This is a genomic window from Rhodococcus sp. LMD (genome assembly GCF_056108245.1).
This window is the reverse complement of record NZ_CM148557.1, coordinates 4,579,874-4,605,094: the sequence shown is the minus strand read 5'-3', so window position 1 is coordinate 4,605,094 and position 25,221 is coordinate 4,579,874. Positions and strand designations below refer to the sequence as shown.

Annotated in this window: 22 protein-coding genes; 9 read left to right on the top strand and 13 right to left on the bottom strand. The window is 70.4% G+C overall.

Features of this window, described 5'->3' with window-relative positions; translation table 11 throughout:
- Window positions 1-85: 85 nt before the first annotated feature.
- From ACWPQI_RS20990 to ACWPQI_RS20965, 6 genes are all read right to left on the bottom strand, one after another.
- Entirely contained in the window at window positions 86-1,324 is a 1,239-nt protein-coding gene (locus ACWPQI_RS20990; protein WP_010593516.1) for an NAD(P)/FAD-dependent oxidoreductase, read from the bottom strand.
- Complete coding sequence (locus ACWPQI_RS20985) at window positions 1,321-1,506, bottom strand: rubredoxin (protein ID WP_003939212.1); 186 nt, start codon at window positions 1,504-1,506, stop codon at window positions 1,321-1,323. Before ACWPQI_RS20985 ends, ACWPQI_RS20990 begins: the two co-directional genes overlap by 4 nt.
- A gap of 1 nt (window position 1,507) precedes the next feature.
- Window positions 1,508-1,669, bottom strand: coding sequence for a rubredoxin (locus tag ACWPQI_RS20980; protein ID WP_003939211.1), 162 nt, complete (start codon window positions 1,667-1,669; stop codon window positions 1,508-1,510).
- A complete protein-coding gene (locus ACWPQI_RS20975; protein WP_119700082.1) occupies window positions 1,669-2,892 on the bottom strand; it encodes an alkane 1-monooxygenase in 1,224 nt (407 codons plus the stop codon). The genes ACWPQI_RS20980 and ACWPQI_RS20975 overlap by 1 nt, the downstream gene beginning before the upstream one ends.
- A gap of 272 nt (window positions 2,893-3,164) precedes the next feature.
- The gene (locus ACWPQI_RS20970) at window positions 3,165-4,022 is read right to left on the bottom strand and encodes a MaoC family dehydratase (protein ID WP_040274936.1); all 858 of its coding nucleotides are present in this window, start codon (window positions 4,020-4,022) and stop codon (window positions 3,165-3,167) included.
- A complete protein-coding gene (locus ACWPQI_RS20965) occupies window positions 4,022-5,368 on the bottom strand; it encodes a 3-oxoacyl-ACP reductase (protein ID WP_040274939.1) in 1,347 nt (448 codons plus the stop codon). The genes ACWPQI_RS20970 and ACWPQI_RS20965 overlap by 1 nt, the downstream gene beginning before the upstream one ends.
- Window positions 5,369-5,511: 143 nt before the next feature.
- On the opposite strand from ACWPQI_RS20965, the gene ACWPQI_RS20960 reads away from it, so the two are divergent.
- Both ACWPQI_RS20960 and ACWPQI_RS20955 read left to right on the top strand, forming a co-directional pair.
- Window positions 5,512-6,825, top strand: a complete 1,314-nt coding sequence (locus ACWPQI_RS20960) for an acetyl-CoA C-acetyltransferase (protein WP_301914005.1) — start codon at window positions 5,512-5,514, stop codon at window positions 6,823-6,825.
- 244 nt (window positions 6,826-7,069) lie between these two features.
- Window positions 7,070-9,613: a VanW family protein gene (locus tag ACWPQI_RS20955; RefSeq protein WP_474738483.1), complete on the top strand. Its 2,544-nt coding sequence runs from the start codon at window positions 7,070-7,072 to the stop codon at window positions 9,611-9,613.
- 98 nt (window positions 9,614-9,711) lie between these two features.
- On the opposite strand, the gene ACWPQI_RS20950 is transcribed toward ACWPQI_RS20955, so the two are convergent.
- The 3 genes from ACWPQI_RS20950 to ACWPQI_RS20940 form a co-directional block, all read right to left on the bottom strand.
- A complete protein-coding gene (locus tag ACWPQI_RS20950) occupies window positions 9,712-11,547 on the bottom strand; it encodes an acyl-CoA dehydrogenase (RefSeq protein WP_017679808.1) in 1,836 nt (611 codons plus the stop codon).
- Window positions 11,548-11,648: 101 nt separating this feature from the next.
- Window positions 11,649-12,257: a class I SAM-dependent methyltransferase gene (locus ACWPQI_RS20945; protein WP_210063039.1), complete on the bottom strand. Its 609-nt coding sequence runs from the start codon at window positions 12,255-12,257 to the stop codon at window positions 11,649-11,651.
- Between the two features lie 30 nt (window positions 12,258-12,287).
- On the bottom strand, window positions 12,288-13,346 hold the full coding sequence (locus tag ACWPQI_RS20940; protein WP_225222666.1) for a DUF4185 domain-containing protein: 1,059 nt from the start codon (window positions 13,344-13,346) through the stop codon (window positions 12,288-12,290).
- 262 nt (window positions 13,347-13,608) lie between these two features.
- Here ACWPQI_RS20940 and ACWPQI_RS20935 point away from each other — a divergent pair, with 262 nt between their 5' ends.
- Both ACWPQI_RS20935 and ACWPQI_RS20930 read left to right on the top strand, forming a co-directional pair.
- Window positions 13,609-14,631, top strand: coding sequence for a beta-ketoacyl-ACP synthase III (locus ACWPQI_RS20935; RefSeq protein WP_010593505.1), 1,023 nt, complete (start codon window positions 13,609-13,611; stop codon window positions 14,629-14,631).
- The gene (locus ACWPQI_RS20930) at window positions 14,631-15,362 is read left to right on the top strand and encodes an HNH endonuclease family protein (protein WP_010593504.1); all 732 of its coding nucleotides are present in this window, start codon (window positions 14,631-14,633) and stop codon (window positions 15,360-15,362) included. Before ACWPQI_RS20935 ends, ACWPQI_RS20930 begins: the two co-directional genes overlap by 1 nt.
- Before the next feature lie 6 nt (window positions 15,363-15,368).
- Here ACWPQI_RS20930 and ACWPQI_RS20925 read toward each other — a convergent pair whose 3' ends face one another.
- Window positions 15,369-16,343 carry an HAAS signaling domain-containing protein gene (locus ACWPQI_RS20925; RefSeq protein WP_010593503.1) on the bottom strand — a complete coding sequence of 325 codons (975 nt, stop codon included), beginning with the start codon at window positions 16,341-16,343 and terminating at the stop codon, window positions 15,369-15,371.
- A gap of 128 nt (window positions 16,344-16,471) precedes the next feature.
- On the opposite strand from ACWPQI_RS20925, the gene ACWPQI_RS20920 reads away from it, so the two are divergent.
- Window positions 16,472-18,580 carry a thiamine pyrophosphate-dependent enzyme gene (locus ACWPQI_RS20920; RefSeq protein ID WP_202637489.1) on the top strand — a complete coding sequence of 703 codons (2,109 nt, stop codon included), beginning with the start codon at window positions 16,472-16,474 and terminating at the stop codon, window positions 18,578-18,580.
- Window positions 18,581-18,831: 251 nt separating this feature from the next.
- Window positions 18,832-20,049 carry an NAD(P)/FAD-dependent oxidoreductase gene (locus tag ACWPQI_RS20915; RefSeq protein ID WP_010593501.1) on the top strand — a complete coding sequence of 406 codons (1,218 nt, stop codon included), beginning with the start codon at window positions 18,832-18,834 and terminating at the stop codon, window positions 20,047-20,049.
- 15 nt (window positions 20,050-20,064) lie between these two features.
- On the opposite strand, the gene ACWPQI_RS20910 is transcribed toward ACWPQI_RS20915, so the two are convergent.
- Window positions 20,065-21,414 carry a cytochrome P450 gene (locus tag ACWPQI_RS20910; RefSeq protein WP_017679813.1) on the bottom strand — a complete coding sequence of 450 codons (1,350 nt, stop codon included), beginning with the start codon at window positions 21,412-21,414 and terminating at the stop codon, window positions 20,065-20,067.
- A 92-nt stretch (window positions 21,415-21,506) separates the two neighbouring features.
- Between ACWPQI_RS20910 and ACWPQI_RS20905 the strand changes: the two genes are divergently transcribed.
- Window positions 21,507-22,124 (top strand): TetR/AcrR family transcriptional regulator, encoded by a 618-nt coding sequence (locus ACWPQI_RS20905; protein WP_010593499.1) that lies wholly within the window; start codon window positions 21,507-21,509, stop codon window positions 22,122-22,124.
- Here ACWPQI_RS20905 and ACWPQI_RS20900 read toward each other — a convergent pair.
- Entirely contained in the window at window positions 22,108-23,172 is a 1,065-nt protein-coding gene (locus ACWPQI_RS20900; protein WP_026137555.1) for a TerC family protein, read from the bottom strand. The genes ACWPQI_RS20905 and ACWPQI_RS20900 overlap by 17 nt on opposite strands.
- A 218-nt stretch (window positions 23,173-23,390) precedes the next feature.
- Between ACWPQI_RS20900 and ACWPQI_RS20895 the strand changes: the two genes are divergently transcribed.
- Both ACWPQI_RS20895 and ACWPQI_RS20890 read left to right on the top strand, forming a co-directional pair.
- Window positions 23,391-23,711, top strand: a complete 321-nt coding sequence (locus ACWPQI_RS20895; RefSeq protein ID WP_017679815.1) for a helix-turn-helix transcriptional regulator — start codon at window positions 23,391-23,393, stop codon at window positions 23,709-23,711.
- Window positions 23,712-23,790: 79 nt separating this feature from the next.
- Window positions 23,791-24,699 carry an alpha/beta fold hydrolase gene (locus tag ACWPQI_RS20890; RefSeq protein WP_371851044.1) on the top strand — a complete coding sequence of 303 codons (909 nt, stop codon included), beginning with the start codon at window positions 23,791-23,793 and terminating at the stop codon, window positions 24,697-24,699.
- Between the two features lie 112 nt (window positions 24,700-24,811).
- On the opposite strand, the gene ACWPQI_RS20885 is transcribed toward ACWPQI_RS20890, so the two are convergent.
- Complete coding sequence (locus ACWPQI_RS20885; protein ID WP_010593495.1) at window positions 24,812-25,135, bottom strand: hypothetical protein; 324 nt, start codon at window positions 25,133-25,135, stop codon at window positions 24,812-24,814.
- Between the last annotated feature and the right edge of the window lie 86 nt (window positions 25,136-25,221).

The window sequence follows — 25,221 nt, the reverse complement described above, 5'->3', positions numbered from 1 at the left end:
TCGGGGCAGTCCGGAGACGGCCCCGGCAGGGCCTCGGGGGAGCCTTCCGCCGGACGTCGTCCGGGCGAGCCGAGGTGGCTGCCCGTTACAGCGAGGCCGGCACGGCCGCGCCCCGACCGGCGACGTCGCCCAGTGCGACGGACTCGTCCGCCAGGGCGGCGCGGTCGATCGGGGCGCCGGCGGCCACGAGCCGGCGCACGATGCGGATGTCCTTCGGACGGCCGAGGGCGATCGCCCCCACGAGCCGGTCGCCGCGCAGCGCGAGCGCCGTGAAGTCGCGGTCCTCGATCGACCCGCGCACCACGTAGTCGTCGTCGTGCCGGGACCAGCCGGCGAACTGCAGGTTGTGCCCGTACTGGTTGGACCAGCCCCACGGCACCTCCGCGGCGCCGAGCGGCTGCCCGAGAACGGATTTCGCCGCGGCAAGGCCCTGCGCCCGGGCGCTGTTCCAGTTCTCCGTGCGGTGCCGGCCGCCGAGTACCGGGTCGGGTTGCTCGATCACGTCGCCCGCGGCGTACACCCCGGCGGCCGAGGTGCGGTAGGCCTCGTCGACGACGATGCCGTCGCCGACGGTGAGCCCGGCCGCCCGGGCGAGCGCGGTGTCCGGCACCGAGCCCACCGCGACGAGCGCGGTGCCCGCCGTCCAGGAGCGGCCGTCCTCCGCGACGGCGTGCACCCCGTCGTCGCTCCCGGTGAGGGAGCGCAGCGCGACGCCGGTGTGGACGGGCACGTCGTGTTCGGCGTGCAGGCCGACGTACATCCGGGCCACCGCGGGCGGCACGATGCGGGCGAGCGGCGACGGCGCACTCTCGAGCACCGTGACCTCGGCTCCCAGTTCTCGTGCGGTGGAGGCGACCTCGCAGCCGATCAGGCCGGCGCCGACGACGAGGAGCGCTCGGTGCGACGCGATCGCGGCCCGCAGCGGCGCGACGTTCTCCGCCGTGCGCAGGCTCAGCACCCGGTCCCCGGCGTCGTGCTCGAGGTGACGGGCGCGCGCACCCGTCGCCAGGATCACCGCGTCGTACTCGACGATCTCGTTGTCCCACAGCCGGAGTCGGTGACGTTCCGGGTCGAGTTCGACGACCCGGGTCTCGGTGCGCAATTCGATGTCGTGGTCGGTCCAGTAGCCGGCCGGTTCGAGTTGCGCCTTCTCGTCGGTGATCCTGCCGGCGAGCAGGTCCTTCGAGAGCACCGGCCGCCGGTACGGCAGTGCGGCCTCCTCGCCGATCAGCACGACACGGCCGGCGAAGCCTTCGTTGCGCAGGGTCTGTGCGGCGGTCGCGCCGGCCACCCCGGTGCCGACGACGACGATCGTCTCGGTCACGTCCGGCTGACCTCGACCATCTCGAAGTCGGACTTGGCGGCGCCGCAGTCCGGGCAGGACCAGTCGTCGGGGATGTCGTCCCAGCGGGTGCCGGGCTCGATGCCGTCCTCGGGCCAGCCCTCGGCCTCGTCGTACTCGAATCCGCACTGCAGGCAACGGAACAGCTTGTAGTCGGTGGTCATCTCAGCGTCCTTCGAAGTCGATCTTCTCGCGGACCCCGCAGTCGGGGCAGCACCAGTCGTCGGGAATCGCGTCCCAGGGGGTGCCGGCGGGGAAACCCTCGCGCGGCGCGCCGGCGGTCTCGTCGTAGACGTAGTTGCACACCGGGCATTCGTAGGCGGCCATCACTGTGCTCCGTACTGCGCGAGAACCTTGTCGCGCTTGCGAGGCTGGATGTTGGCTCGGGTGAGGTCGCCGTCGTAGTGCTCGACGACGCGATGGTCCATCACCTTGCGCCACAGCGGCGGAATGTAGGCGAGGCCGATCATGCTCGCGTAGCCGCTGGGCAGGTTGGGGGCGCCGTCCATGCTTCGCAGGGTCTGGTAGCGGCGCGTCGGGTTGGCGTGGTGGTCGCTGTGTCGCTGCAGGTGGTACAGGAAGATGTTGGTGACGATGTGGTCGGAATTCCAGCTGTGCGCGGGGGTGCAGCGCTCGTACCGGCCCGAGGCCGTCTTCTGCCGCAGCAGTCCGTAGTGCTCGAGGTAGTTCACCGTCTCGAGCAGGGAGAAACCGTAGACGGCCTGCAGGATCAGGAACGGAACGATGACCGGGCCGAACACCGCGACGAGCACGCCGAACAGGACCACCGACATCGCCCACGCGTTGAGGACGTCGTTGCGCAGGGTCCACGGGCTCTTGCCGAGTCGCTGCAGGCGGGTCTTCTCGAGCTCCCACGACGACTTCAGGCTGCCCCACACGCTGCGCGGCAGGAACGCCCAGAACGATTCGCCGAAACGGGCCGAGGCCGGGTCCTCCGGGGTGGAGACCCGCACGTGGTGGCCGCGGTTGTGTTCGATGTAGAAGTGGCCGTAGCCGGTCTGGGCCAGGGTGATCTTCGACAGCCACCGTTCGAGGTCGTCCTTCTTGTGGCCGAGTTCGTGGGCGGTGTTGATCCCGACGCCCCCCATCACGCCGACGCTGAACGCCAGGCCGATCTTCGAGACCAGACCCAGGCCGCCGTCGATCCCCAGCCAGGACAGGTCCGTGGCCGACCACAGGTAGCAGGCGAAGACGAGGCTGGCCAGCTGGAACGGGATGTAGGCGTAGGTGCAGTACCGGTAGTACTTGTCGTTCTCGAGCATCCCCATCACCTCGTCGGGCGGATTCTGCCCGTCGGGGCCGAAGAACCGGTCGAGGATCGGCAGCAGCACGTACACCAGCAGGGGACCGATCCACCACCACACCGACGAGACCGCGGTCCAGCCGAGTTGGTTGAATCCCCAGACCAGCGCCGTCGCGAGGAAGATCGCCGTGGGCGGGATCAGCCCCATGAGCCACAGATACCGCTTGCGATCGCGCCACTGTTCCACCGGCGTGTGCGCGTGCCGGCCGATGTCCGACGTCGTCACCGTTCGACCTCCCTGTCCCGTGATCCGCGGAGGAGCTGGTATGAGCCAGCTCACTGTCTCTTGGACAGTACATCAGTTTGGGTCGGCGCGGTAGACAAAGGAGAAGATTTGTAAATAGAGCCACTTCGCGACGCGGACGTCTTCGGAATGAGGGACGCCAGAGTCAGCGACGCCGTGCGTGTTTTCGGTAGTCGGTACTACCGAAAACACGCACGGCGGTGGCGGTGCGTCGATGGTTCAGCGTGTGAGTGCGGACTGCGGCGCAGCCGCTCTCAGCGCAGGGTGGCGGTGAGGTGCGGGTAGCCCTTCTTCGGGTCGCGCAGCGCCAGGTCCCAGCCGGCGGCGGCGCGCGCGGCGTACAGATTCACGGTCGCGGGCAACAGGACCGGCTTGCCGAACCGGACCGAGTACGTCGCGTGCGACGGGATGCGGCCCTCCACGGCCCGCAGTGCCGCGGCCGCGCTCCACATGCCGTGCGCGATGGGCCTGGGGAACCCGAACGCCTTGGCGCCGAGCCGCGAGACGTGGATCGGGTTGCGGTCACCCGAGATCGAGGCGTAGCGGTCGATCGTCTTCTGGTCCACCCGCAACGTCGACGTCGGCACCGGCGGGATCTCCTCGGCCTTCGGTTCGGGCTTCGGCTGATCCGACAGCGAGGTGCGCTGCTGGCGCAGGAACGACGACGTCTGCCGCCACACCGGCTCCCGGCCGACGCTGATCTCGCTCACCAGGTCGACGAGCAGGCCCTTGCGGTGTTCCCGCAGGTTCTCGGCATGCACCCTCAGATCCAGCGGCTCGGTCACGGACACGGGCCGCAACTGCTCGATCACGTTCTCGGCGTGAACGGAACCGACGGCGGGGAAAGGGAAGCCCTTCGACACCATCAGCTTCATCACGACGGGAAACGTGAGGGTGAACGGGTAGGTCAGCGGCAGTGTGTCGCCGAAGCGCAGCCCGCACACCTTCGTGTACCCGGCCAGGTTGTCCGGGTCCACGCGCAGGCCGCGCAGCACGAGGGTGTCGTCGGGCAGGCTGTCGCCGGAAGCACCCACGACCGGCAGCGCCGAGAGCACCGCCCGGGAGTAGACGTCGAGAGTCGAAGGGCGCGAAGAAAGTTCGACGACAGCCATCACGCCCCCAGCATGGACTGGCCGCACACGCGCACGACCTGGCCGGTGACCGCGCTCGACGCCGGGTTGGCGAACCAGGCGACGGTCTCGGCGACGTCGACGGTCTGCCCGCCCTGCTGCAGCGAACTCATCAACCGGCCGGCCTCGCGGGTGGCCACCGGGATGGCTGCGGTCATGGCCGTCTCGATGAAGCCGGGCGCGACGGCGTTGACGGTGATGTTCTTCTCGGCCAGCACGGGCGCGGTCGCCTGCACCATGCCGATGACGCCCGCCTTGGACGCGCCGTAGTTGGTCTGGCCGCGGTTGCCGGCGATGCCGGCGATCGACGACACGTCGACCACCCGGCCGCCCTCCTTCAGTGCGCCCCGCTCGACAAGTTTCTCGGTGATCTTCTGGGGGGCGAGCAGATTCACGGCCATGACGGCGTTCCACCGCGCGGCGTCCATGTTGGCGAGCAGCTTGTCGCGGGTGATGCCGGCGTTGTGGACGATGACGTCGGCGCCGCCGTGCCGCTCGAGCAGGTAGTCGGCGAGCTTGTCGCCCGCGTCCGGGGCGGTGACGTCCAGTGCGAGGGAGACCCCACCGACCTTGTTCGCCGTCTGCGACAGGGCGTCGCCGGCCGCCGGCACGTCCGCGCAGACGACGTGCGCGCCGTCGCGGGCGAGTACCTCGGCGATCGTGGCGCCGATCCCGCGGGCGGCGCCGGTCACGACGGCCACCTTCCCGGCGAGCGGACGCTCCCACGATTCGGGCGCCGTCGCGTCGCCGGCTCCGACACGGATCACCTGACCGGAGACGAACGCGGACTTCGCGGACAGCAGGAAACGCAGCGTGGATTCGAGACCGGAGAGTCCGGTGGCGGCGTCGGGGGAGACGTACACCAGTTGCGCCGTGGCCCCCCGGCGCAGCTCCTTGCCGACGCTGCGGGTGAAGCCCTCGAGCGCGCGCTGGGCGATGCGCTCGTCCACGGAGGACGCCTCCTCCGGGGTGGTGCCGAGCACGACGACCCGTCCGCTCGGACCGAGGCCCTTGATAGCGGGCTGGAAGAAGGTGAACAGCTGTTCCAGCCCGGCGACGTCCGTGATGCCGGTGGCGTCGAAGACGAGCGCGCCGTACTCGGTGTCGGCGGGGTCGGCGAAGGGGTAGTCGGACAGCAGCGTGCGGATCGGTTCGACGAGGCGGCCGTTGCCCCCGAGGAGCAGCGGGCCCGCCAGCGGCGGCTGCCCCGGCTCGTACCGGCGCAGCTTCTGCGGCTGCGGCAGGCCGAACTGCTTGGCGAGGAATGCTCCGGGCGCGGACCCGATCAACTGGGCGTAGAGGCCGGGGGCGGTCTTGGTTTCAGCCACGATTCCACCTTCTCTGGTTCGGACGTCGGTATTGTCGGGAGGGGCCGACGATGTGGTGTCGACAATGAACTTACTCGCGAGTAAGAATAGTAGCGAGAGCCTGTACTCACCGCCATCATCCACCAGCATCCCGGGAGACGTCAGTGACCACCACCGCCCGTTCCACGCAGCTGCGCCGTGTCGCAATCCTCGGCGGCAACCGGATCCCGTTCGCCCGGTCGGACCGCAAGTACGCCCGCGCCTCGAACCAGGACATGTTCACCGCCACGCTCGACGGCCTGGTGAGCCGGTTCAATCTGCAGGGTGAGCGGCTCGGTGCCGTCGTCGGCGGTGCCGTCCTCAAGCACAGTCGCGACTTCAACCTGATCCGCGAGTGCGTGCTCGGCAGCGCCCTGAACCCCCACACCCCCGCCTGGGACCTGCAGCAGGCCTGCGGCACCGGCCTGCAGTCGGTGATCTCCGTGGGGGACGCCATCGCCGCCGGCCGCATCGAGGCCGGCATCGGCGGCGGAGTCGACACCACCTCCGACGCCCCCATCGGTGTCAACAACGAACTGCGCGAGTTCCTGCTCTCCCTCAACCGGGCCCGTTCGACGGGAGACCGCATCAAGCTGCTCGGCCAGGTCCGGCCGTCGATGCTCGGTGTCGAGATCCCCCGCAACGGCGAGGCCCGCACCGGGCTGTCCATGGGGGAACACGCGGCCGTCACCACCAAGGAGTTCGGCATCTCCCGCGAGGCGCAGGACGAACTCGCCGCCGCGAGCCACCGCAACATGGCCGCCGCCTACGACCGGGGCTTCTTCGACGATCTCGTCACCCCCTTCCTGGGCCTCACCCGCGACGACAACCTGCGCCCGGACTCGACCGTCGAGAAGCTCTCCGGCCTGAAGCCGGTGTTCGGAGTCAAGCTCGGCGACGCCACCATGACCGCGGGCAATTCGACCCCGCTCACCGACGGCGCGTCGGCGGCGCTGCTGTCCTCCGAGGAGTGGGCCGCGGAGCGCAGGCTCCCCGTGCTCGCCTACCTCGTGGACTCGGAAACCGCGGCCGTCGACTACGTCCACGGAGGTGACGGCCTGCTCATGGCCCCCACCTACGCGATCCCGCGCCTGTTGCGCCGCAACGGCCTGACCCTCCAGGACTTCGACTTCTACGAGATCCACGAGGCGTTCGCCTCCGTCGTGCTGGCCACGCTCCAGGCGTTCGAGTCGGAGGAGTACTGCAAGGGCCGGCTCGGCCTGGACGCTCCGCTCGGGTCCATCGATCGCACCAAACTCAACGTCAACGGCTCGTCGCTGGCGGCCGGGCACCCGTTCGCCGCGACCGGCGGACGCATTCTCGCGTCCCTGGCGAAGATGCTGCATGAGAAGAAGCAGGAGACCGGCAAGCCCGTGCGGGGCCTGATCTCCATCTGCGCTGCAGGTGGGCAGGGTGTGACCGCCATTCTCGAGGCCTGAGTCCCGCTTCCTGCGGTCCCGTCCGGAAAAAATCTCGGAAGTCTGTAACGCCCGGGCGGGACCACCGATAAACCAGGCGACCTCGCGTTGCTGCCTGACCCCCGACCTGGCGGCAGCGCGAGGTCTTTCGCTTCTCCGTGCGCGCTCCGGCCGCCCGTCCGATCGGGAGCGCTCGGAATCCGACATTAGGCTGGATACCGAGTGGTGCGCCCGAACCGGGGTGCACCCCGGTGAAAGGACACGGGTGAGCGGCAAGAACGGGACGAACGACCCCGAGGACGGTCAGGACGACGCTCGATCGGTCGTCCCCGAACCGGAGGCGGCGGCTCAGGACGCCGCCGGTGACCGGTCGGAGGCAATCCCCGGGGAGAGCCCCGAGCACACCCCGCCGTCCGTCGCCGACGACGCTGCGCCCGAGCCCGCCCGGTCGGGCCCGGACGCCGAGCCGGCACCGCCGGCGGAGGTACCGCCCTGGGAGGCGCCCACGGCCGTGCTGCCCGTCGTCGGGCCGGCGACGGACCGCACCGACGCCGTCGGGCCGGCGACGGACCGCACCGACGCCGTCGGGCCGGCGACAGACCGCACTGCGGCCGACGTCGAGACCGAGGTCCTCCCCAGCCTGTCGGACGACGCCGCCCGCGAGCCCGCCGTCGCGGGGGACGCGACCGCCCGCTCGGCGACGCCGTCAGAGGTACCGGACACCCCCCCGCCTGCCGGACCCCCGCCTGCCGGACCCCCGCCTGCCGGACCCCCGCCTGCCGGACCCCCGCCTGCCGGACCCCCGCCTGCCGGACCCCCGCCTGCCGGACCCCCGCCTGCCGGACCCCCGCCCGCCGGGCCCCCGCCCGCCGGGCCCACACCCGAGGAGCCGGCGCCCACCGGACCCGGGGGCGACAGCGGCCCGCCCTGGCGCCGCATCGCCCTCGTCACCGGTGGAGTGTTCGCCGTGCTCGCGGCCCTCTATGTCGGTGACCTCGTCGTCTCCTCGGGGAACGTTCCGCGCGGCGTCACCGTTGCCGGCATCGAGATCGGCGGACGGTCGGTTCCGGAAGCCGAGCAGATCCTGCGGGCCGAACTCGGTCCGCGCACAGACGAGCCCGTCACCGTCACCGCGGGCGACGTGACCGCGCAGATCGTGCCGGCGCAGGCCGGTCTGGACGTCGACTGGGAGCACACCCTCGACCGCATCGGATCGCAGCCGCTCGATCCGATCACCCGCGTGACGTCGTTCTTCGGTGGCGGTGACGAGATCGGTGTCGTGTCCACCCGCGACGACGCCGCGCTGTCGGCCGCGATCGGCGGCGTGCGTGCGGTCGCCGACCGTGCACCCCGCGAGGGCAACCTCGTGTTCGACGGCGCCACGCCGGTGCCGGTGGCGCCGCTGCCCGGGCAGACCCTCGATGCGGAGGCCTCCGCAGACCTGTTCGCCGAGCGGTGGGCGTTCGGCGACGTCGAGTTCCCGGTCGAGACGGTCGACGTGACGGTCACGCCCGAGGGACTCGAGCGCGCACTGCGGGAGGTCGCGGATCCGGCCGTCGCCGGCGACGTGACGGTGCGCGGACGGGACGGGGCCGTCGCGACCCTGCCCAGCGACCGGATCGGCGCCGTGCTGACCTTCGTGCCGGACGGCAACGGGGGCCTGTCCCCGCAGTACGGGATCGAGGCCGCGACCGAGATCCTCCGGCCGCAACTGGCGGCGACCGAGGTCGAGCCGAAGGACGCCCGGATCGTGCTCGAAGGCGGCGGCCCGACGGTGATCCCGTCGGTCGCCGGCGAGCTCGTCGACTGGCCGGTGAGTCTCGAGTCGCTGCCGCAGCTGCTGGCCGGGCCGGGCGAGCGGGTGACCGACGCCGTGTACAAGCCGGCCGAGCCGGCGCTGACCACGGAGGCCGCCGAGAAGCTGGGCATCCGCGAGGTGATCGGTGAGTTCACCACCGGGGGCTTCGAGTACGCGTCGGGTGTGAACATCCGCCTGGCGGCGTCGGAGATCAACGGTGCGCTGGTGAAGCCGGGGGAGACGTTCTCGCTCAACGGCTACACGGGCCCGCGCGGCGCGGCGCAGGGGTATGTCGAGTCCGGGATCATCAACAACGGGCGCCCGTCCAAGGCCGTGGGCGGCGGCATCAGCCAGCTCGCGACCACCCTGTACAACGCGACGTACTTCGCCGGTATGGAGGACGTCGAACACACCGAGCACAGCTACTACATCTCGCGGTACCCGGCGGCCCGGGAAGCGACGGTCTACGAGGGCGCGATCGACCTGAAGTTCCGCAATCCCTCCGACACCGGGGTGCTGATCCAGGCGATCGGCACGTCGTCGGACATCACGGTGCGGATCTGGGGCACCAAGACCGTCGACGTCGAGTCCGTGACCGGTTCCCGCACCAACTTCACGGCACCGAACACGATCACCCTGCCGGCCGGGCCGGGATGCATCCCGTCGAGCGGTGCGCAGGGGTTCACGGTGAGCGACACCCGCATCATCACCGACGCGGCCAGCGGCCGGCAGATCTCGAGCACCACCCGCACGGTCCGCTACGACCCGGTGCCCGTGGTGCGCTGCGTCAGCGCCGAGCCGGAGCCCGAGCGGGAGTCGGCGCCGGCCGCACCGTCGCAGCCGGCACCCGGTGAGGCGGAGACGCCCGGCGGTGGCGCGGAGGAACCTGCCGGCGCGCGCCCGGCCGTGTCGACGACCCCGCAGCCTGCGCCGAGCGGCGCGGACGAGGCGGAGGAAGTTCCTGCCGCGGCGCCCGCGGCGGCATCGCCGACTGCGGCCGATACGGAGTAGCCGCGGCAGTCCCTGCACACAGCACTGTGCCCTCCCGTCGTGCGACGGGAGGGCACAGTGCTTTCTGTCTGCGTACTCGGTTCCGCCCGAGAGCCGGCTCAGAAGGCCGCTTCGTCGAGCTCCATGATGTCGAGGTCGACGTTGGCGACGATGCTGCGCACGGCGGTCAGCTCGGGCAGGACGTTCTTGGCGAAGAAGCCGGCGACGGCGACCTTGCCTTCGTAGAACGCCTTGTCCTTGGAATCCGGGCCGGCGTCGAGGGCCGCGAGGGCGATCTCGGCCTGCTCGAGCAGCCGCCAGCCGATGAGCAGGTCACCGACGGCCAGCAGGAACCGCACCGAGCCCAGGCCCACCTTGTACAGCTCGGTGGGCTGTTCCTGAGCACCCATGAGGAAGCCGGTCAGGGTGGCGGTCATGGCCTGGACGTCCTCGAGCGCGGTGGCCAGCAGGGCCCGCTCCGACTTGAGGCGCTCGTCGGCGCTGTCGGAGGCGAGGAACTTCTGGATCTGGCCGGTCACGTGTGCCAGGGCGACGCCGCGGTCACGCGCGATCTTGCGGAAGAAGAAGTCCTGCGCCTGGATCGCGGTGGTGCCCTCGTAGAGGGAGTCGATCTTCGCGTCGCGGATGTACTGCTCGATCGGGTAGTCCTGCAGGAAGCCCGAGCCGCCGAACGTCTGCAGCGAGTCCGTCAGGTACTGGTAGGCGCGCTCGGAGCCCACACCCTTGACGATCGGCAGCAGCAGATCGTTGACGCGGTGCGCCAGCTCGTGGTCGGCACCGGAGATCTGCTCGGCGACGACGTCGTCCTGATGCGCGGCGGTGTAGAGGTAGACCGCGCGCAGACCCTCGGCGTAGGCCTTCTGCATGGCCAGCGAGCGTCGCACGTCCGGGTGGTGGGTGATGGTGACCCGGGGGGCGGTCTTGTCGGTCATCTGGGTCAGGTCGGCGCCCTGCACGCGCTCCTTGGCGTAGGCCAGGGCGTTGAGGTAACCGGTCGACAGCGTCGCGATGGCCTTGGTGCCCACCATCATGCGGGCGTGCTCGATGACGTCGAACATCTGGGCGATGCCGTTGTGGACCTCGCCGACGAGCCAGCCCTTGGCCGGGACGCCGTGGCCGCCGAAGGTGAGCTCGCAGGTGGCGGACGCCTTCAGGCCCATCTTGTGCTCGACGTTGGTGACGAACACGCCGTTGCGCTCACCCATCTCGTTCTTCTCGAAGTCGAAGTGGAACTTCGGGACGAAGAAGAGCGACAGGCCCTTGGTGCCGGGGCCGGCGCCTTCCGGGCGGGCGAGGACGAGGTGGAAGATGTTCTCGAACAGGTCGTCGGAGTCGGCCGAGGTGATGAACCGCTTGACGCCCTCGATGTGCCAGGTGCCGTCGTCCTGCTTGATCGCCTTGGTGCGGCCGGCGCCGACATCGGAGCCGGCGTCGGGCTCGGTCAGCACCATGGTGGCGCCCCAGCCGCGTTCGACGATGGTCGCGGCCCACTGCTTCTGCTCGTCGGTGCCGTTGGCGTGGAGCACACCGGCGAAGGAGGGGCCGGCGGCGTACATGAAGGCGGCCGGCTGGGCGCCGAGCATCATCTCGTTGACGGCCCAGCTCAGGGCGCGCGGTGCGGGCGTTCCGCCGATCTCCTCCTCGAGGCCCATGGACCAGTAGCCGGCCTCGTACCAGGAGTTGAACGCCTTCTTGAAGCCCTCGGGCAGCGAGACCGAGTGGGTCTCGGGGTCGAAGACCGGGGGGGTGCGGTCGGTCTCGGCGAAGGACTCCGCCGCCGGGCCCTCGGTGAGGGTCTTCACCTCGGCCAGGATGCCACGAGAGGTCTCCTCGTCGAGGTCGCCGAACTTTCCGGCCTCGAGGAGCGTCTGAATCCTCAGCACCTCGAAGAGGTTGAACTCCAGATCCCGGAGGTTGCTCTTGTAATGGCCCATGTCTGCGCTACTCCCAGTGAGATGGTGCGGTCAAGCTGTGTTCGAGTACCGCCCAAGTTATTACTCGTCGGTAACATCCGCCTATGTTACCCGTCGGGCAACTAACTGCCAAGAGTTGGTTTGCGGGCCACCACCAACGCATCGATCGCCATTCCGGCGTCCGTTTCCCGCATTCTTCGTTCGGCGGTCCGGATTTGCAGTCGGCCATCGATTTCCGCGACGACATCTGCTGGGGTGTAGAGGATTTCGGGATCCCGGGGGCCGCCGGCACCCTCGGTGGGATTGAGCGAATCGTGGCCCAGAAATATGAGGATTCCGTCAGGTTTCAGGGCCGCGATCGCATTGTCGATCAATGCCCGTCGCTGTGGTGGAGGGAAATGGAGATAGGCCGAGAGGACGAGATCATATCGAGCCTCGAAAGTGGCCCCGGTCACGTCGGCGCACTCGTACGTCAGGCGTTCGCGCACCCGCCGTGGCGCCTGCGCCGCGATCGCCCGGGCCTTGTCCACCGCCACGCGGGAGAAGTCGAGTCCGGTCACCTCCCAGCCGCGCGTGGCCAGCCAGAGCGAGTGCCGGCCCTCGCCGCAGCCCAGATCCAGAGCCCGGCCGTGCGGCAGCGACGTCGCGAACTCGACGAGCACCGGGTTCGGCGGCACCCCCCACACCGTCTCGCTCTTCGCGTACCGCGCATCCCACTCCTGTGCGTCCATGGACGCACGGTAGCCCGGACGCCGCGCGGGTCAGGGGTGGAGCGTGGTGCGCAGCAGGAGCACGTTGTAGTTCTGGTGCACGGTCGTGAGGAAGTACAGGTCCGGGCCCGACGACCACGGGTGGATGTACGCGCCGTACGCCGTCGGCAGTTCGCGGGTGTCGAGGACGACCTCCGGCGCGCTCCACGGCCCTGTCGGCGACGGTGCCCGGCGCAGCACGACGGAGTTGTGCGCGTCGGTGGTCAGCAGGACGAACTGCCCGAGGTGGTCGTTCCACTGCACCGACAGTTCCGCCGCACCACCCGTCATCACCGGGCGCGCCGCGTTCACGTCGCGGACCCACGCGCCGCCGTCCCAGTACTCGTACGCCGCGAGGTCGAGGATCTGCTGTTCCGGTACCCGTGCCAGGTGCACCGGCCCGCCACGACCGGGCGGGGTTCCGTACTGATAGACGAACCCGCCGTGCCGGACGAAGGCGCCCATCTGGAAGTTCCGGTTCCCGTCGGCGTTCGGCCGCTCGGTCTGCGGCGCCACCGTCCAGTTCTCCCCGTTGTCGTGGGAGAAGGCCAGGCCGGAGAAGTTGGTCTCCCACGAACCGGCCGGCCCCCAGTTCTTCACCGACATCAGGCTCAGGAACTGGGTGTCGCCGACGGCGATCCCCGCGGTGGGGATCCGGCTGATCTCCACGAACGGGATCTTCGGGCTCGGGACGAGTTCCTTGGCCTGGCCGAAGAAGTCGCGGGCCGCGCTGTCGAACGTCATCCCGTCGGCGAGGTGGCGGTCCGAGCTGCGGAACAGGGAACTGCTGCGCCAGGCCCAGATACTGCCCGACAGCAGATTGGGCACGCCGAGGCCCGCGGTGTCACCGAACGCGGTCAGCACCTGGCCGCGCCCGTTGTCCCACATCACGCCCAGGTCGGTGCCCAGGACGTTCAGATCCTGGGTGCGGTTGGTGCTGAGCATCCCGGTCTGCTGTGCCACCACCTGGGTGCGGCCGCGCAACTCCGGCAGGCCGTTGACCCCGTTGAGGCCCGGGATGGGATTGATCGCGTTCGGGTTCGCCGCGGAGGTGCCCGCGAACGGGACCAGGGCGACGACCGCACAGGTCAGTGCGGTGACCCCGACTCGGAGCGAGGCACGTCGGTAACCCCCATTACGTGTGTGCACGGCCACAGACGGTAACAGCGAGTGACAACCGTCACACGTCCTTCGGTGTCCGTCGGCGTGTCCTGGCGGTACTCGCACGAGGCCCGGGCCGACGGGTGGGCTCCGCTACGATTCGCGCGCGCGTTACCGTGTCAGGGACGCGATGCACTGACGAGCAGTGCACGAAGCAGAGGAGATTCGCCTGATGGGTGCACAGATCGCCGGTCCCGCCCCGCTGCGGAACACCGCACTGCTCGGGCTGGGCGTGCACCGCCCCGAGCGGGTCGTGACCAACGACGAGATCTGCCAGCAGATCGACTCGAGCGACGAGTGGATCCAGTCGCGGTCCGGCATCAAGGAACGGCGCTTCGCGAAGCCGCACCCCGAGGAGTCGGTGGTGGACATGGCGATCGCGTCGGCCCGCAAGGCGCTCGAGGCCGCCGACATCACCGGTGATCGTGTCGGTGCCGTCATCGTGGCCACCTCGACCTACCCGAATCAGACGCCGCAGTCCGCGGCGCTGGTCGCGCACGCCCTGGGCACCGGGGGCGCGGCCGCTCTCGACATCTCGGCCGGGTGCGCCGGGTTCTGCTACGCGCTCGGCGTGGCGTCCGACATGGTGCGCACCGGGACCGAGGACTACGTGGTCGTCGTCGGCGTCGAGCGCATGAGCGACACCACCGAACCCACCGACCGCTCGGTGCGGTTCATCTTCGGCGACGGCGCCGGTGCCGTGGTCGTCGGCCCGTCCGACGAGGTGGGTATCGGTCCCACCGTGTGGGGGTCGGACGGCTCCCAGGCCGACGCCATCCGCCAGGAACCGGACTGGGTGAGCTTCGCGGACAACCCCGATCAGAAGCGGCCCTGGATCATCATGGAGGGCACCGCGGTGTTCCGCTGGGCTGCCTTCGAGATGGGGAAGATCGCCCGCCAGGTCGCCGACAAGGCCGGTGTCGAACTCGCCGCCCTCGACGCGTTCGTGCCGCACCAGGCCAACCTGCGCATCAACGACGTCATCGTCCGGCAGCTCGACCTGCCGGAGACGGTGGCCGTCGCCGACGACATCATCGAAACGGGCAACACCTCCGCCGCGTCCATCCCCCTCGCGATGGAGAAGATGCTGCGCACCGGCCAGGTCCGGCCCGGCGGGCTCGCCCTGCTGCTCGCCTTCGGCGCCGGACTGTCCTACGCGGGGCAGGTCGTGAAGATGCCGCAGCTCGCGCAGTAGTGGCCGCGGCGAACTCGACCGGTCGTCGTCGCTGGTTGTGGTTGCTCGCCTACGTGCTCGCCTTCGTCGCCTTCGTCGTCCTCCAGCAGACGTACGGCGGCGACGAGGCGGGTCCCGGCGGGTCCACGTCGGCGCCCGTCCCGGCCCCGTCGTCGGCCGCCGCCGCCGAGGCGGTCGAACTGCTGAAGAGCCTCGCCGTGCGGGAACCGGACCCCTCCGGCGGGTACGACCGTGCGCTGTTCGGGCCGGCGTGGACCGACGACGTGACCGTCGCGGGCGGGCGCAACGGCTGCGACACCCGCAACGACGTCCTGAAGCGGGATCTGGTGAACATCAAGCTGGCACCGGTGACGAAGGAGTGCACCGTCGAGGCGGGAACCCTGTACGACCCGTACACGGGCCGGGAGATCTACTTCCGGCGCGGGGTGGACACGTCGTCGGCGGTGCAGATCGATCACGTCGTCGCCCTGTCGGACGCGTGGGAGAAGGGTGCGCGCCTGCTCGACGCACAGGCCCGCAAGAATCTCGCGAACGATCCCCGGAACCTCCTTGCCGTCGACGGACCGACGAACCAGGGCAAGGGCGACAAGGACGCGGCGCAGTGGCTGCCCCCCAACCCCGAGTACCGCTGCACCTACGTCTCCCGGCAGATCGAGGTGAAGGCCGAGTACGGACTGTGGATCACGCCGGACGAGAAGGATGCGATGGCCGGCGTCCTGGCCACCTGCTGACCGGTCTCAGGCGCGGCGGTGCGCGACGTGCTTGCGGACCGCCGTCACCACCCCGACCGCCGAGGCGACGATCACCACGATGCACACGATGCCGACGGCGAGGTTCAGCTGAGCCGTCAGGTCCGAGCCCGCGCGCTCGCGCAGGTCGGACAGGAACTGCGGGGAGAAGTACGGCCGGTGCACGAGCACGGCCGTGGCCACCGCGACGGCGAGCAGGTCGGAGACCACCGACAGTGCGGTGACGACCGTCGTCCAGCTGCGCACGGCCAGCGCGACGCTCGCCGAGACCACCCACAGCACCGCGACGGCCACCATCGCGGGCACCAGCCGGTCGGTGAAACTGGGGTCGAGCGCCTCGTACCCGGCACCGAAGAACGACGGCGCCAGCGACGGGGACAGGCCGGCCACGCCGATCAGCACGACCACCGCGAACACCAGTTCCGCGACCGCCTCCCCGACCGGGATCTCCCGGCCGTGCGGCACCGCGGGCAGATCGTCCGGATCCCACCGCCCGAGATCCGTGCCGGCGGGCGCGGTGCGTTCGATCACCGCGAACACGACGGTCACCCAGAAGGCGGCGTACACACCGCCGGTCAGGGCCGCATCGATCGCGTCCCACACGACGTCGGCGCCGTCGAGGGGCGCGGCCGCGGGGTCGGTGGCCTCGGTCAGGGCGGCGAGCAGGGTCAGACCGCCGAGCACCGCCGCCACCACGCCGACGACGGGCCACAGCACCCGCAGATAGGTGTCGTAGAACCTCGGGCCGATCAGGTGCCGCGGCGCGCCCCGGTAGGTGCGGGCGAGATCCTCCGGGGACCCCAGGTCGGCGAGCACCGCACGCGTCTCGTGCTCGGCACCGGCGTCCTCGAGGCGACGGCGCAGGTCGGCGGCCACCTCGGCGCGCCGGGACCGGGGCAGGTGGACGAGGACGGCGTGCAGGTACCGCTCGACGAGTTCCCCGTCGGTGAGGCGGGTGGACATCCCGGTGTTCCTTTCGTTCGGTGCCGGCCCGCGAGCGGCCGGCGCGACGACCCGCGCCGCCCGGGGCCGGGCGGTACTGTGCCGGTACACAGTATTGGGCAGGACCTGCGAGGGTGTGGGGCAGCGCGATGACGGCCGAGCCGCTCGACGAGTACTTCACCGCCACCGTCCGCGGCTGGAGCGCCGGGGCCGGGCAGGCGTCGAACGAACCGGTGCTGCGGTACTTCGACGCGCAACTGCAGTCCCGTCACCTCGACTTCGCGGCCCGCGAGATGCAGCGACGCGGTGCCGGGTTCTACACCATCGGTTCGTCCGGCCACGAGGCGAACGCCGCGCTGGGGCTGCTGTCGCGGGTCACCGATCCGGCGCTGCTGCATTACCGGTCGGGTGCCTTCTACGCCGCGCGGGCGGCCCAGGTGCCGGGCACGACGCCGGTGCGGGACGTGCTCGCCGGGTGCGCCGCCTCGACGCTCGATCCGATCTCCGGCGGCCGGCACAAGGTGTTCGGCAACGCCGAGTTGAACATCCTCCCGCAGACCTCGACGATCGCGTCCCATCTGCCGCGCGCGGTGGGGGCGGCGTTCGCCCTCGCCCGCGCGTCCCGGTTGGGCCTGCAGTGCCCGTGGCCCGCGGATTCGGTGGTGCTGTGCAGCTTCGGGGACGCCTCCGCCAACCATTCCACCGCGGTCGGTGCGCTCAATGCGGCTGCCTACTGCGCGTACCGGGGCCTGCCGCTGCCGCTGCTGTTCGTGTGCGAGGACAACGGGCTCGGCATCAGTGTCCGCACGCCGGAGGGCTGGACGGAACGGGCCCTCTCGTCGTACCCGGGGGTGAGCTACCGCGCGGCCGACGGCGCGGACCCGGTCGGGGTGCTCGCGGCCGTCGCGGACCTGCTCGTCGCCGTCCGGACCGCACGCGCACCGGCCGTGCTGCATCTGAGGGCGGTACGGTTCCTCGGCCACGCCGGCTCCGACGCCGAGACCGCGTACCGCAGCCGCGAGGAGATCGCCGCCGACTACGCCCAGGATCCGTTGCTGGCCACCGCACGTATCCTCGTCGACCACGGAACGCTCACCCCCGCACAGGTGCTCGAACGATACGAGGCGGTGCGCGCCGTCGTCGCCGCGGAGGTGGACGCCGTCGCGGATGCCCCCCGGCTGGGGTCGGCCGCCGAGGTGATGCGGCCGCTGCACATGCACGGCCGGCGCCGGGTTCCGGACGGGCCGGAGCCCGCGACGACGGAGCCCTGCACGCTCGCCCAGGCCGTGAACGGCGCGCTCGCCGGAATTCTCGACGAGATCCCGGAATCGTTCGTGTTCGGGGAGGACGTGGCCGAGAAGGGCGGGGTGTACGGCCTCACGCGTGGCCTGCTCCGCCGATTCGGGCCGCGGCGCGTCTTCGATACCGTCCTCGACGAGCAGACGATCCTCGGCACGGCACTGGGATTCGCGGTGACGGGCCTGCTGCCGATTCCGGAGATCCAGTACCTGGCCTACCTGCACAACGCCGAGGACCAGTTGCGCGGCGAGGCGGCGAGCCTGATGTTCTTCTCCGACGGCCGCTTCCGCAACCCGATGGTGGTGCGCATCGCCGGCCTCGCCTACCAACGGGGGTTCGGTGGGCACTTCCACAACGACAACTCCGTCGCGGTGCTGCGCGACATCCCCGGTCTGGTGCTCGCGGTGCCGAGCCGCCCGTCGGTCGCCGGGGCACTGCTGCGCAGTTGCGTGCACCTCGCGCGCAGCGAGGGCCGGGTGTGCGTGTTTCTCGAGCCGATCGCGCTGTACCACGAACGCGACCTGTACGACGAGGGCGACGGGCTGTGGCGTGAGCCGCCCGATTCCGTTGCGGTACAGCCCGGTTCGGTGCGGGTGTACGGCACGGGCGAGGACGTGCTGCTCGTGACGTTCGGCAACGGCGTCCGGATGAGCCTGCGTGCGGCTCGTCGGCTGTCGGCGCGCGGTGTGCAGGCCGCGGTGCTGGACCTGCAGTGGCTGGCCCCGCTGCCGCTGGCGGAACTCCTCGCGTGCGCACAGTCCTTCCCGCGCGTGCTGGTGGTGGACGAGACGCGGCGCAGCGGCGGGGTGTCGGAGGCGGTGGTCACCGCGCTGGTGGACGCGGGCTACCGGGGCCGGATCTCGCGGGTCACCAGCCGGGACAGTTTCGTGCCGCTCGGCCCGGCGGCGGCCGAGGTGCTGCTGTCCGAGGACGACGTCGTCAGCGCGGCCGCCGAGTAGCGGCGCCCAATCGGTGGGCCCCGGTCGGTGGGCCCCGGTCGGTGGACCCCGGTCGGTGGGCCGTGGTCCGCCCGGCCGGGACGAAGGTCCCGGAAAGCAGGGACCTTCGCCGGGCGGAAATACCCGCCGGGGTACTTGAAGAGCCGACGCCGCGCGCCTACAGTCGTCGTTGAATACCCCACCGGGTATCTAGGGGCGTGGAGGCCCAGCCCGCGTCCGCGCCTGCGTCACGGACGGAAAGGACTGTTCACATGTCGCTCCATTCAGGCAACGGTGCCGCGCGACATCGAGTACTCGTCGTCGGAGGTGGCACGGCCGGAATCGCGACCGCTGCGCGCCTGCGCCGGGCCGGCGTCACCGACATCGCGGTGATCGAGCCCTCCGACGAGCACTGGTACCAGCCGCTGTGGACACTCGTCGGCGGAGGCCAGGCGTCGCTGGACGAGACCCGCCGCGCCGAGGAGAAGCTGATCCCCAAGGGCGTCCGGTGGATCCGGGCCGCCGCGACCGCCGTCGACCCCGACGCGCAGACCGTCACGACCGACCGCGGGACCGTCGTCGGCTACGACTACCTGGTGCTCGCCACCGGACTGCACCTCGACTGGGACGGTGTGCCGGGCCTCGCCGACGCCGTCGGGCACGGTGCCGTCTCGAGCAACTACTCCCCGCGGTACGCCCCCTACACGTGGGAGCTGATCCGCAACATGCGCTCCGGCACGGCGATCTTCACGCAGCCGGCGGGACCGATCAAGTGCGCCGGCGCGCCGCAGAAGATCGCCTACATCGCCTCCGACTACTGGCGGCGGCAGGGCCTGCTGGACGGGATCCGCGTCATCCTCGTCCTGCCCGGTGACTCGATGTTCGGCATCCCGTCCTGGCGGCGGACCCTCGAGGGGGTCGCCGCGCGGTACGGCATCGAGGTGCGCCTGAGCTCGGAGATGACCGCGCTCGACGGGGCGTCGCGCAAGGCGACGATCGTGAACAACGCCACCGGAGACGAGGAGATCGTCGGGTTCGACATGCTCCACGCCGTGCCTCCGCAGCGCGCGCCCGGCTGGGTCGCGGCGAGCCCGCTCGCCAACCCGGCGAGCCCCTTCGGGTACGTCGAGGTCGACAAGCACACGCTTCAGCACCGCCGGTACCCCAACGTGTTCGCGCTCGGCGACGTCGCGGACCTGCCGACGTCGAAGACCGGCGCCGCCGTCCGCAAGCAGGCGCCCGTCCTCGTCGCCAACCTGGTCGCCGAGATGCGCGGGGTCGGCAAGCGCAAGAGCTACGACGGGTACTCGTCCTGCCCGTTCGTCACCGCCCGGGACAAGATGATGCTCGCGGAGTTCGACTACGAGCTCGAGCCGTCCCCGAGCATTCCGGTCATCGACACCACCAAGGATCGCCGCGACATGTGGCTGCTCAAGCGCTACGGCCTGCCGGCGATGTACTGGCACGGAATGGTCAAGGGCCGCGTCTGACCCCCGCAGTCTGCGTCACCGCAGGCGGCGCAGCGTGATCGGCTGCCCGTCGGACGGGTACGGCAGCGACGTGAAGTTCAGTGGGGCAACGTAATCGGACGGCACATGCCAGCTGTACCCGAGCAGCAGGTGGTGCAGCACCGTCTTGATCTCGGCGCCGGAGAAGTACATGCCCAGGCAACGGTGCTCTCCGGCGCCGAACGGCGTCCACGCGAACTTGTGCACTCGGTCCTCGCGGCGTTCCGGGGAGAAGCGGCCGGGATCGAACTTCTCCGGCTCCGGCCACAACTCGGCCATGTGGTGGCTGTAGTGCAGCCCGACGTTGATCAGGGTGCCGCGCGGCACGAAGTGGCCGAGGATGTCGGTGTCGGCGGTGGTGTACCGGACGATGCCGGGCACCGGCGTCACGAGCCGCTGGCATTCCTTGATCACCAGGTCCAGGCTGGTGAGCGATTCGAGGTCCGTCAGGGTCGGGGTCGTCGTGCCGAGCGCCTGCGACTCCTCCCGGCACAGTTGCTGCCACTGGGGGAACTGACCGAGGTATTGCAGCACGGTGGACAGCGTGATCGTCGAGGTGTCGTGCGCGGCCATCATCAGGAAGATCATGTGGTTGACGACGTCCTCGTCCGAGAACCGTTCGCCGTCCTCCGATTCCACGTGACACAGTGCGGTGAACAGGTCGTCGCCGTCGCCGGCGCGACGCGCCGGCAGGTAGCGCCGGAAGAACTCCTCGAGCCGGCGACGGCCCACCACGCCACGGCGCCAGCGGGTTCCGGGCAGGGGGTAGCGCACGATCGCGGTGGCCGCCTGCACGCACCCGATGAAGGCCTTGTTCACCTCGGCCATCTCCGTGGCCGACGAGCCCTCGGCGCCGCCCATGAAGATCGAGGTGGCGAGCCCGAGCGTGAGTTCCTTGAGCGCCGGGTAGGCGCGGAAGTCCTCGCTCGGCGTCCACGAGTCGAGGGCCCGGGCGATCGCGGGCTGCATCGAGTCCGTGTACCGGGCGAGGCGGTCCCGGGTGAAGGCCTGTTGCATGATCCGGCGGTGCGTGCGGTGCTCGTCGCCGTCGAGCAGCATCAGGCCGCGATCGAAGAACGGGCCGATGAGGGTGCGCCAGCCCGGACCGTTCGCGAGTGCCCGGTCGCGGTTCTGCAGCGCGGCGCCGCAGGCGTCGGGGCCGAGCAGCACCACCCAGGGCCGGCCCGCGAACCGGAACCAGGACACCGGCCCGTGTTCGCGGTAGCGCCGGTCGTAGGCCCTCAGCGGGTTGCGCATGTAGTCGAGGGCGTACCCGACGTACGGCAGGCCGGCGTCCCCGGGAACGGCGGTCAGACCGGGCGGGGAGGGTGCGAGCACTTTCGTCATGGGGTCTCCGATTCGTCGGACCGTATCTGACATGAAGCTCTGTCAATTGACTGTAGCGTGGATCACAGGCCGTGATCTGTCAAGATTCGACTATGGACCGGCCCAGTCGTCAGTACCGCGGAAAGAGCGCCGAGCAGCGCACCGCCGACCGCCGCGAGCAGTTGCTCGAGGCCGGTCTGACGGTGTTCGGCCGCGACGGTGGCGACCGTGCCACCATGACCGCGATCTGCCAGGAGGCCGGGCTCACCGAACGGTACTTCTACGAGAGTTTCTCCGGCCGGGACGAGCTGCTCGTGTGCGTCGTCGAGCGGATCGCCGACGAGATCCGGGAGCGCGCGCTGGCCGCACTCGCCGAATCCGAGCGCGGACCGGAGGAGCGGGCCCGCGCCGCCATCGCCGCGTTCGTCGCGGTCCTGACCGACGATCCCCGCAAGGGCCGGGTCGCCGTCGTCGAGTCCACCGGGTCCGAGCCCGTGCGCGTCCGCCGCCGGGAACTGCTGCGCCAGTTCGCCGGCCTCGTCGCCGTGGAATCCCGCGAACTGTGGGGCGACCGCGCCCTGCAGCCGCCCCACGATCAGATCGCCGCGCTCCTGTTCGTCGGGGGTCTCGCCGAGCTCACGACCGCCTGGCTCGGCGGGGAGATCGACGTGACCCCCGATCAGATCGTCGAGTCCGCGACCCGCCAGTACGTGTTCACCGCTCACCGCTGAGGCTGTCGTCGCGCTCGGTCCGCTCCGCGCGCCGCCGGGCACCCGGCAGCCGCCACACGGGCTCGAGCGCCGCGGTCTCCTCGGCCGTGGCCACCCGGAACGGCGGCGTCGTGGGCGCTTCGAGGCCGCGACGGCCCTGGCCGCGGGTGGCGCGCAGGCTGGCGACGATCGATACGGTCAGGATCGTGGCGACGACGGCCAGCGAGATCGGCGTCGGAATGTAGAACACGTCGATCTTGAGCAGCATCTTGATGCCCACCCACACCAGCACCAGAGCCAGCCCGATCTTCAGGTACACGAAGCGGTGGATCAGGTCTGCGAGCAGGAAGTACATCGCCCGCAGTCCGAGCACCGCGAATGCGTTGGCGGTGAAGACGAGGAACGGTTCGTCCGTGACGGCGAAGATCGCGGGGATCGAGTCGACCGCGAAGACGATGTCGGTGATCTCGATGAGGACGAGTACCGCAAGCAGTGGGGTGGCCAGCAGCGCACCCCCGCGACGGACGAGCAACTTCTGTCCGTGGTAGGCGTCGGTCATCGGCACGTGGCGGCGGAACAGCCGTAGCGCCCGGGACTTCTCGGGATCGAGGTGCTCGTCGCGCTGCCGGATCATCCGGTAGCCGGTGTAGAGCAGGAACGCCGCGAACAGGTAGAGGATCCAGCCGAAGCTCGCGATCAGCACCGATCCCGCCGCGATGAACAGACCCCGGAACACCAGGGCGCCGAGCACGCCGAGGAACAGGACCCGGTGCTGGTACTCGCGCGGCACGGCGAAGTACGTCAGGATGATCGCCCAGACGAAGACGTTGTCGACGGCGAGCGACTTCTCGATCAGGTAGCCGGAGAAGTACTGCTGGCCGAACTCCGAGCCGTACTGCCACCAGATCAGCGCGCCGAATCCGACGCCGGTACCGACCCAGAACACCGACCAGCCTGCGGCCTCGCGCACACCGATCACGTGAGCACGCCGGTGCGCGAACAGATCCACGGCCAGCATCGCCACGATCGCGGCGAGCACCGCCGCCCACAACCACAACGGAACGGTCATCAGGACCACCTTTCAGCCTCGAACGGCCGAAAGTCTTTCCCGGCTCCGGTGAGCCCGCTCCGCCGGAGAGCCGGCGGACGGCTCCCGAGTTGACGACGAAGCGCGGAGGGATACTCCCTTTCGCGAACTTAGATTAGTGAAGAGTATTTCCGGTTAATTGTCAAGGGGGCAGGACACGGAAGTGAAGAGCAATACCGGAAACCGTGGTGCCCTATGGTGTGCAGGTGACCTCCTCCGCCCGCTCGTCACCCGCCGTCGGCGAGGACCGTGCCCGGGGCTGGACGTTCCTGACCAACCACGCGCACGTGCTGCTGTGTGTCGCGCGGGGCGGACAACCCACCGTCCGCGAACTCGCGCAACGGATCGGGATCACCGAGCGCTCCGTGCAGACGATCCTCGCGGATCTGGTCGACGGCGGGTACCTCACCCGCACCCGGGTGGGCCGCCGCAACACCTACTCGCTGAATCCGGAGGGGCGGCTGCGGCATCCGCTCGAATCCGCGCACACCGTCGGCGAACTGATCGACGCGCTGCGCTGAGCGGCCGGGAAGATGTCCGGCACGCGCCGTCACGGACACCTGCCTCGTGTGGCCGCCGTCACGTGGCATGCTGGCGCTCATGATCGACGTCGAACGTCCCAAGCTGGAAGGCACCGTCGCGGTCGGGGGCAGCCGCCGGATCGGGTTCGCCGAGTTCGGATCGGCCCAGGGCCGAGCCGTGTTCTGGCTGCACGGCACCCCCGGGGCGCGCCGGCAGATCCCCGTCGAGGCACGCCGCTACGCCGAGCGTGAGCACGTCCGGCTCATCGGCCTCGACCGCCCCGGCATCGGCTCGTCGAGCCCGCACCGCTACGAGAACGTCCTCGCCTTCGCGGACGACCTGCGGATCGTCGCGGACACCCTGGGGGTGGACCGGATGGCGGTCGTCGGGCTCTCCGGCGGCGGGCCCTACACCCTCGCCGCGGCGCACGCGATGCCCGAGCGGGTCATGGCCGCCGGGGTACTCGGGGGTGTCGCACCCGTCGTCGGCCCCGACGCGATCAGCAGCGGCCTGATGCGGCTCGGCACAATGGTCGCGCCGCTGCTCGCCGTCGCGGGCGTCCCCATCGGCATGGGCGTGACCTCGATCATCCGGGTCGTGCGCCCGTTCGCGTCGCCGATCATCGACCTGTACGGCCGGCTCTCGCCCGAGGCCGACCGGCAGTTGCTGGCCCGCCCCGAGTTCAAGGCGATGTTCCTCGACGATCTGCTCAACGGCAGCCGCAAGCAGATGGCCGCCCCCTTCGCCGACGTCGTGGTGTTCACCCGGGACTGGGGCTTCCGCCTCGAGGACGTCAAGGTGCCGGTCCGGTGGTGGCACGGCGACACCGACCACATCGTCCCCATGGAACACGGCCTCCACGTGGTGGGCCGGCTCCCCGACGCCCAGTTCCACCACCTGCCGGGAGAGAGCCACCTCGGCGGTCTCGGCGTGTCCGAGGACATCCTCTCGACCGTCCTGCGGATCTGGGACGACGCCGACCGCTGAGCTGCTGCCGTGGCGACCGAATGTCACACCCGTTCGATCACATCGAACGCGTGTCACATTCGGTCGCCACCGCGAGCGGGTGCGCACGGCGGGTGCGGATCCCGCGTGCCGATCACAGCCACCGGCGGGGTGGCTTCTTCACCCACATGATCTTCTCATCCGTGGCGGTGGGGGAGGCCGCGGGATGGTCGGGATGCTGCGCGGCCCATGCCGACTTCTCGTCGAGCAGCCGCGCGACCAGCGTCCACGTCTCCATCGTGCGCGGCGGATGCGCCCCCGCCGCCCGTGCCAGCTTCCGGCGCACGTCCTCGCTCAGGGCCAGCAACTCCTCCGCGGTGATCCCGCGATCCCAGGCGAACCGGGCGAGGACGATCGCCTTCTCCCGACGGTTGCGGGCCGCCTCGTCGGTGTGCGCGAAGTCCTCGTCGGTGGCCATGCCCTACAGGATTGGCCGCCGGCCGTGCCGTTGACAACCCACCCCGCGCGGCTCACGCTCGGAGCAGGCGCAGCTGCGGCCCGGGG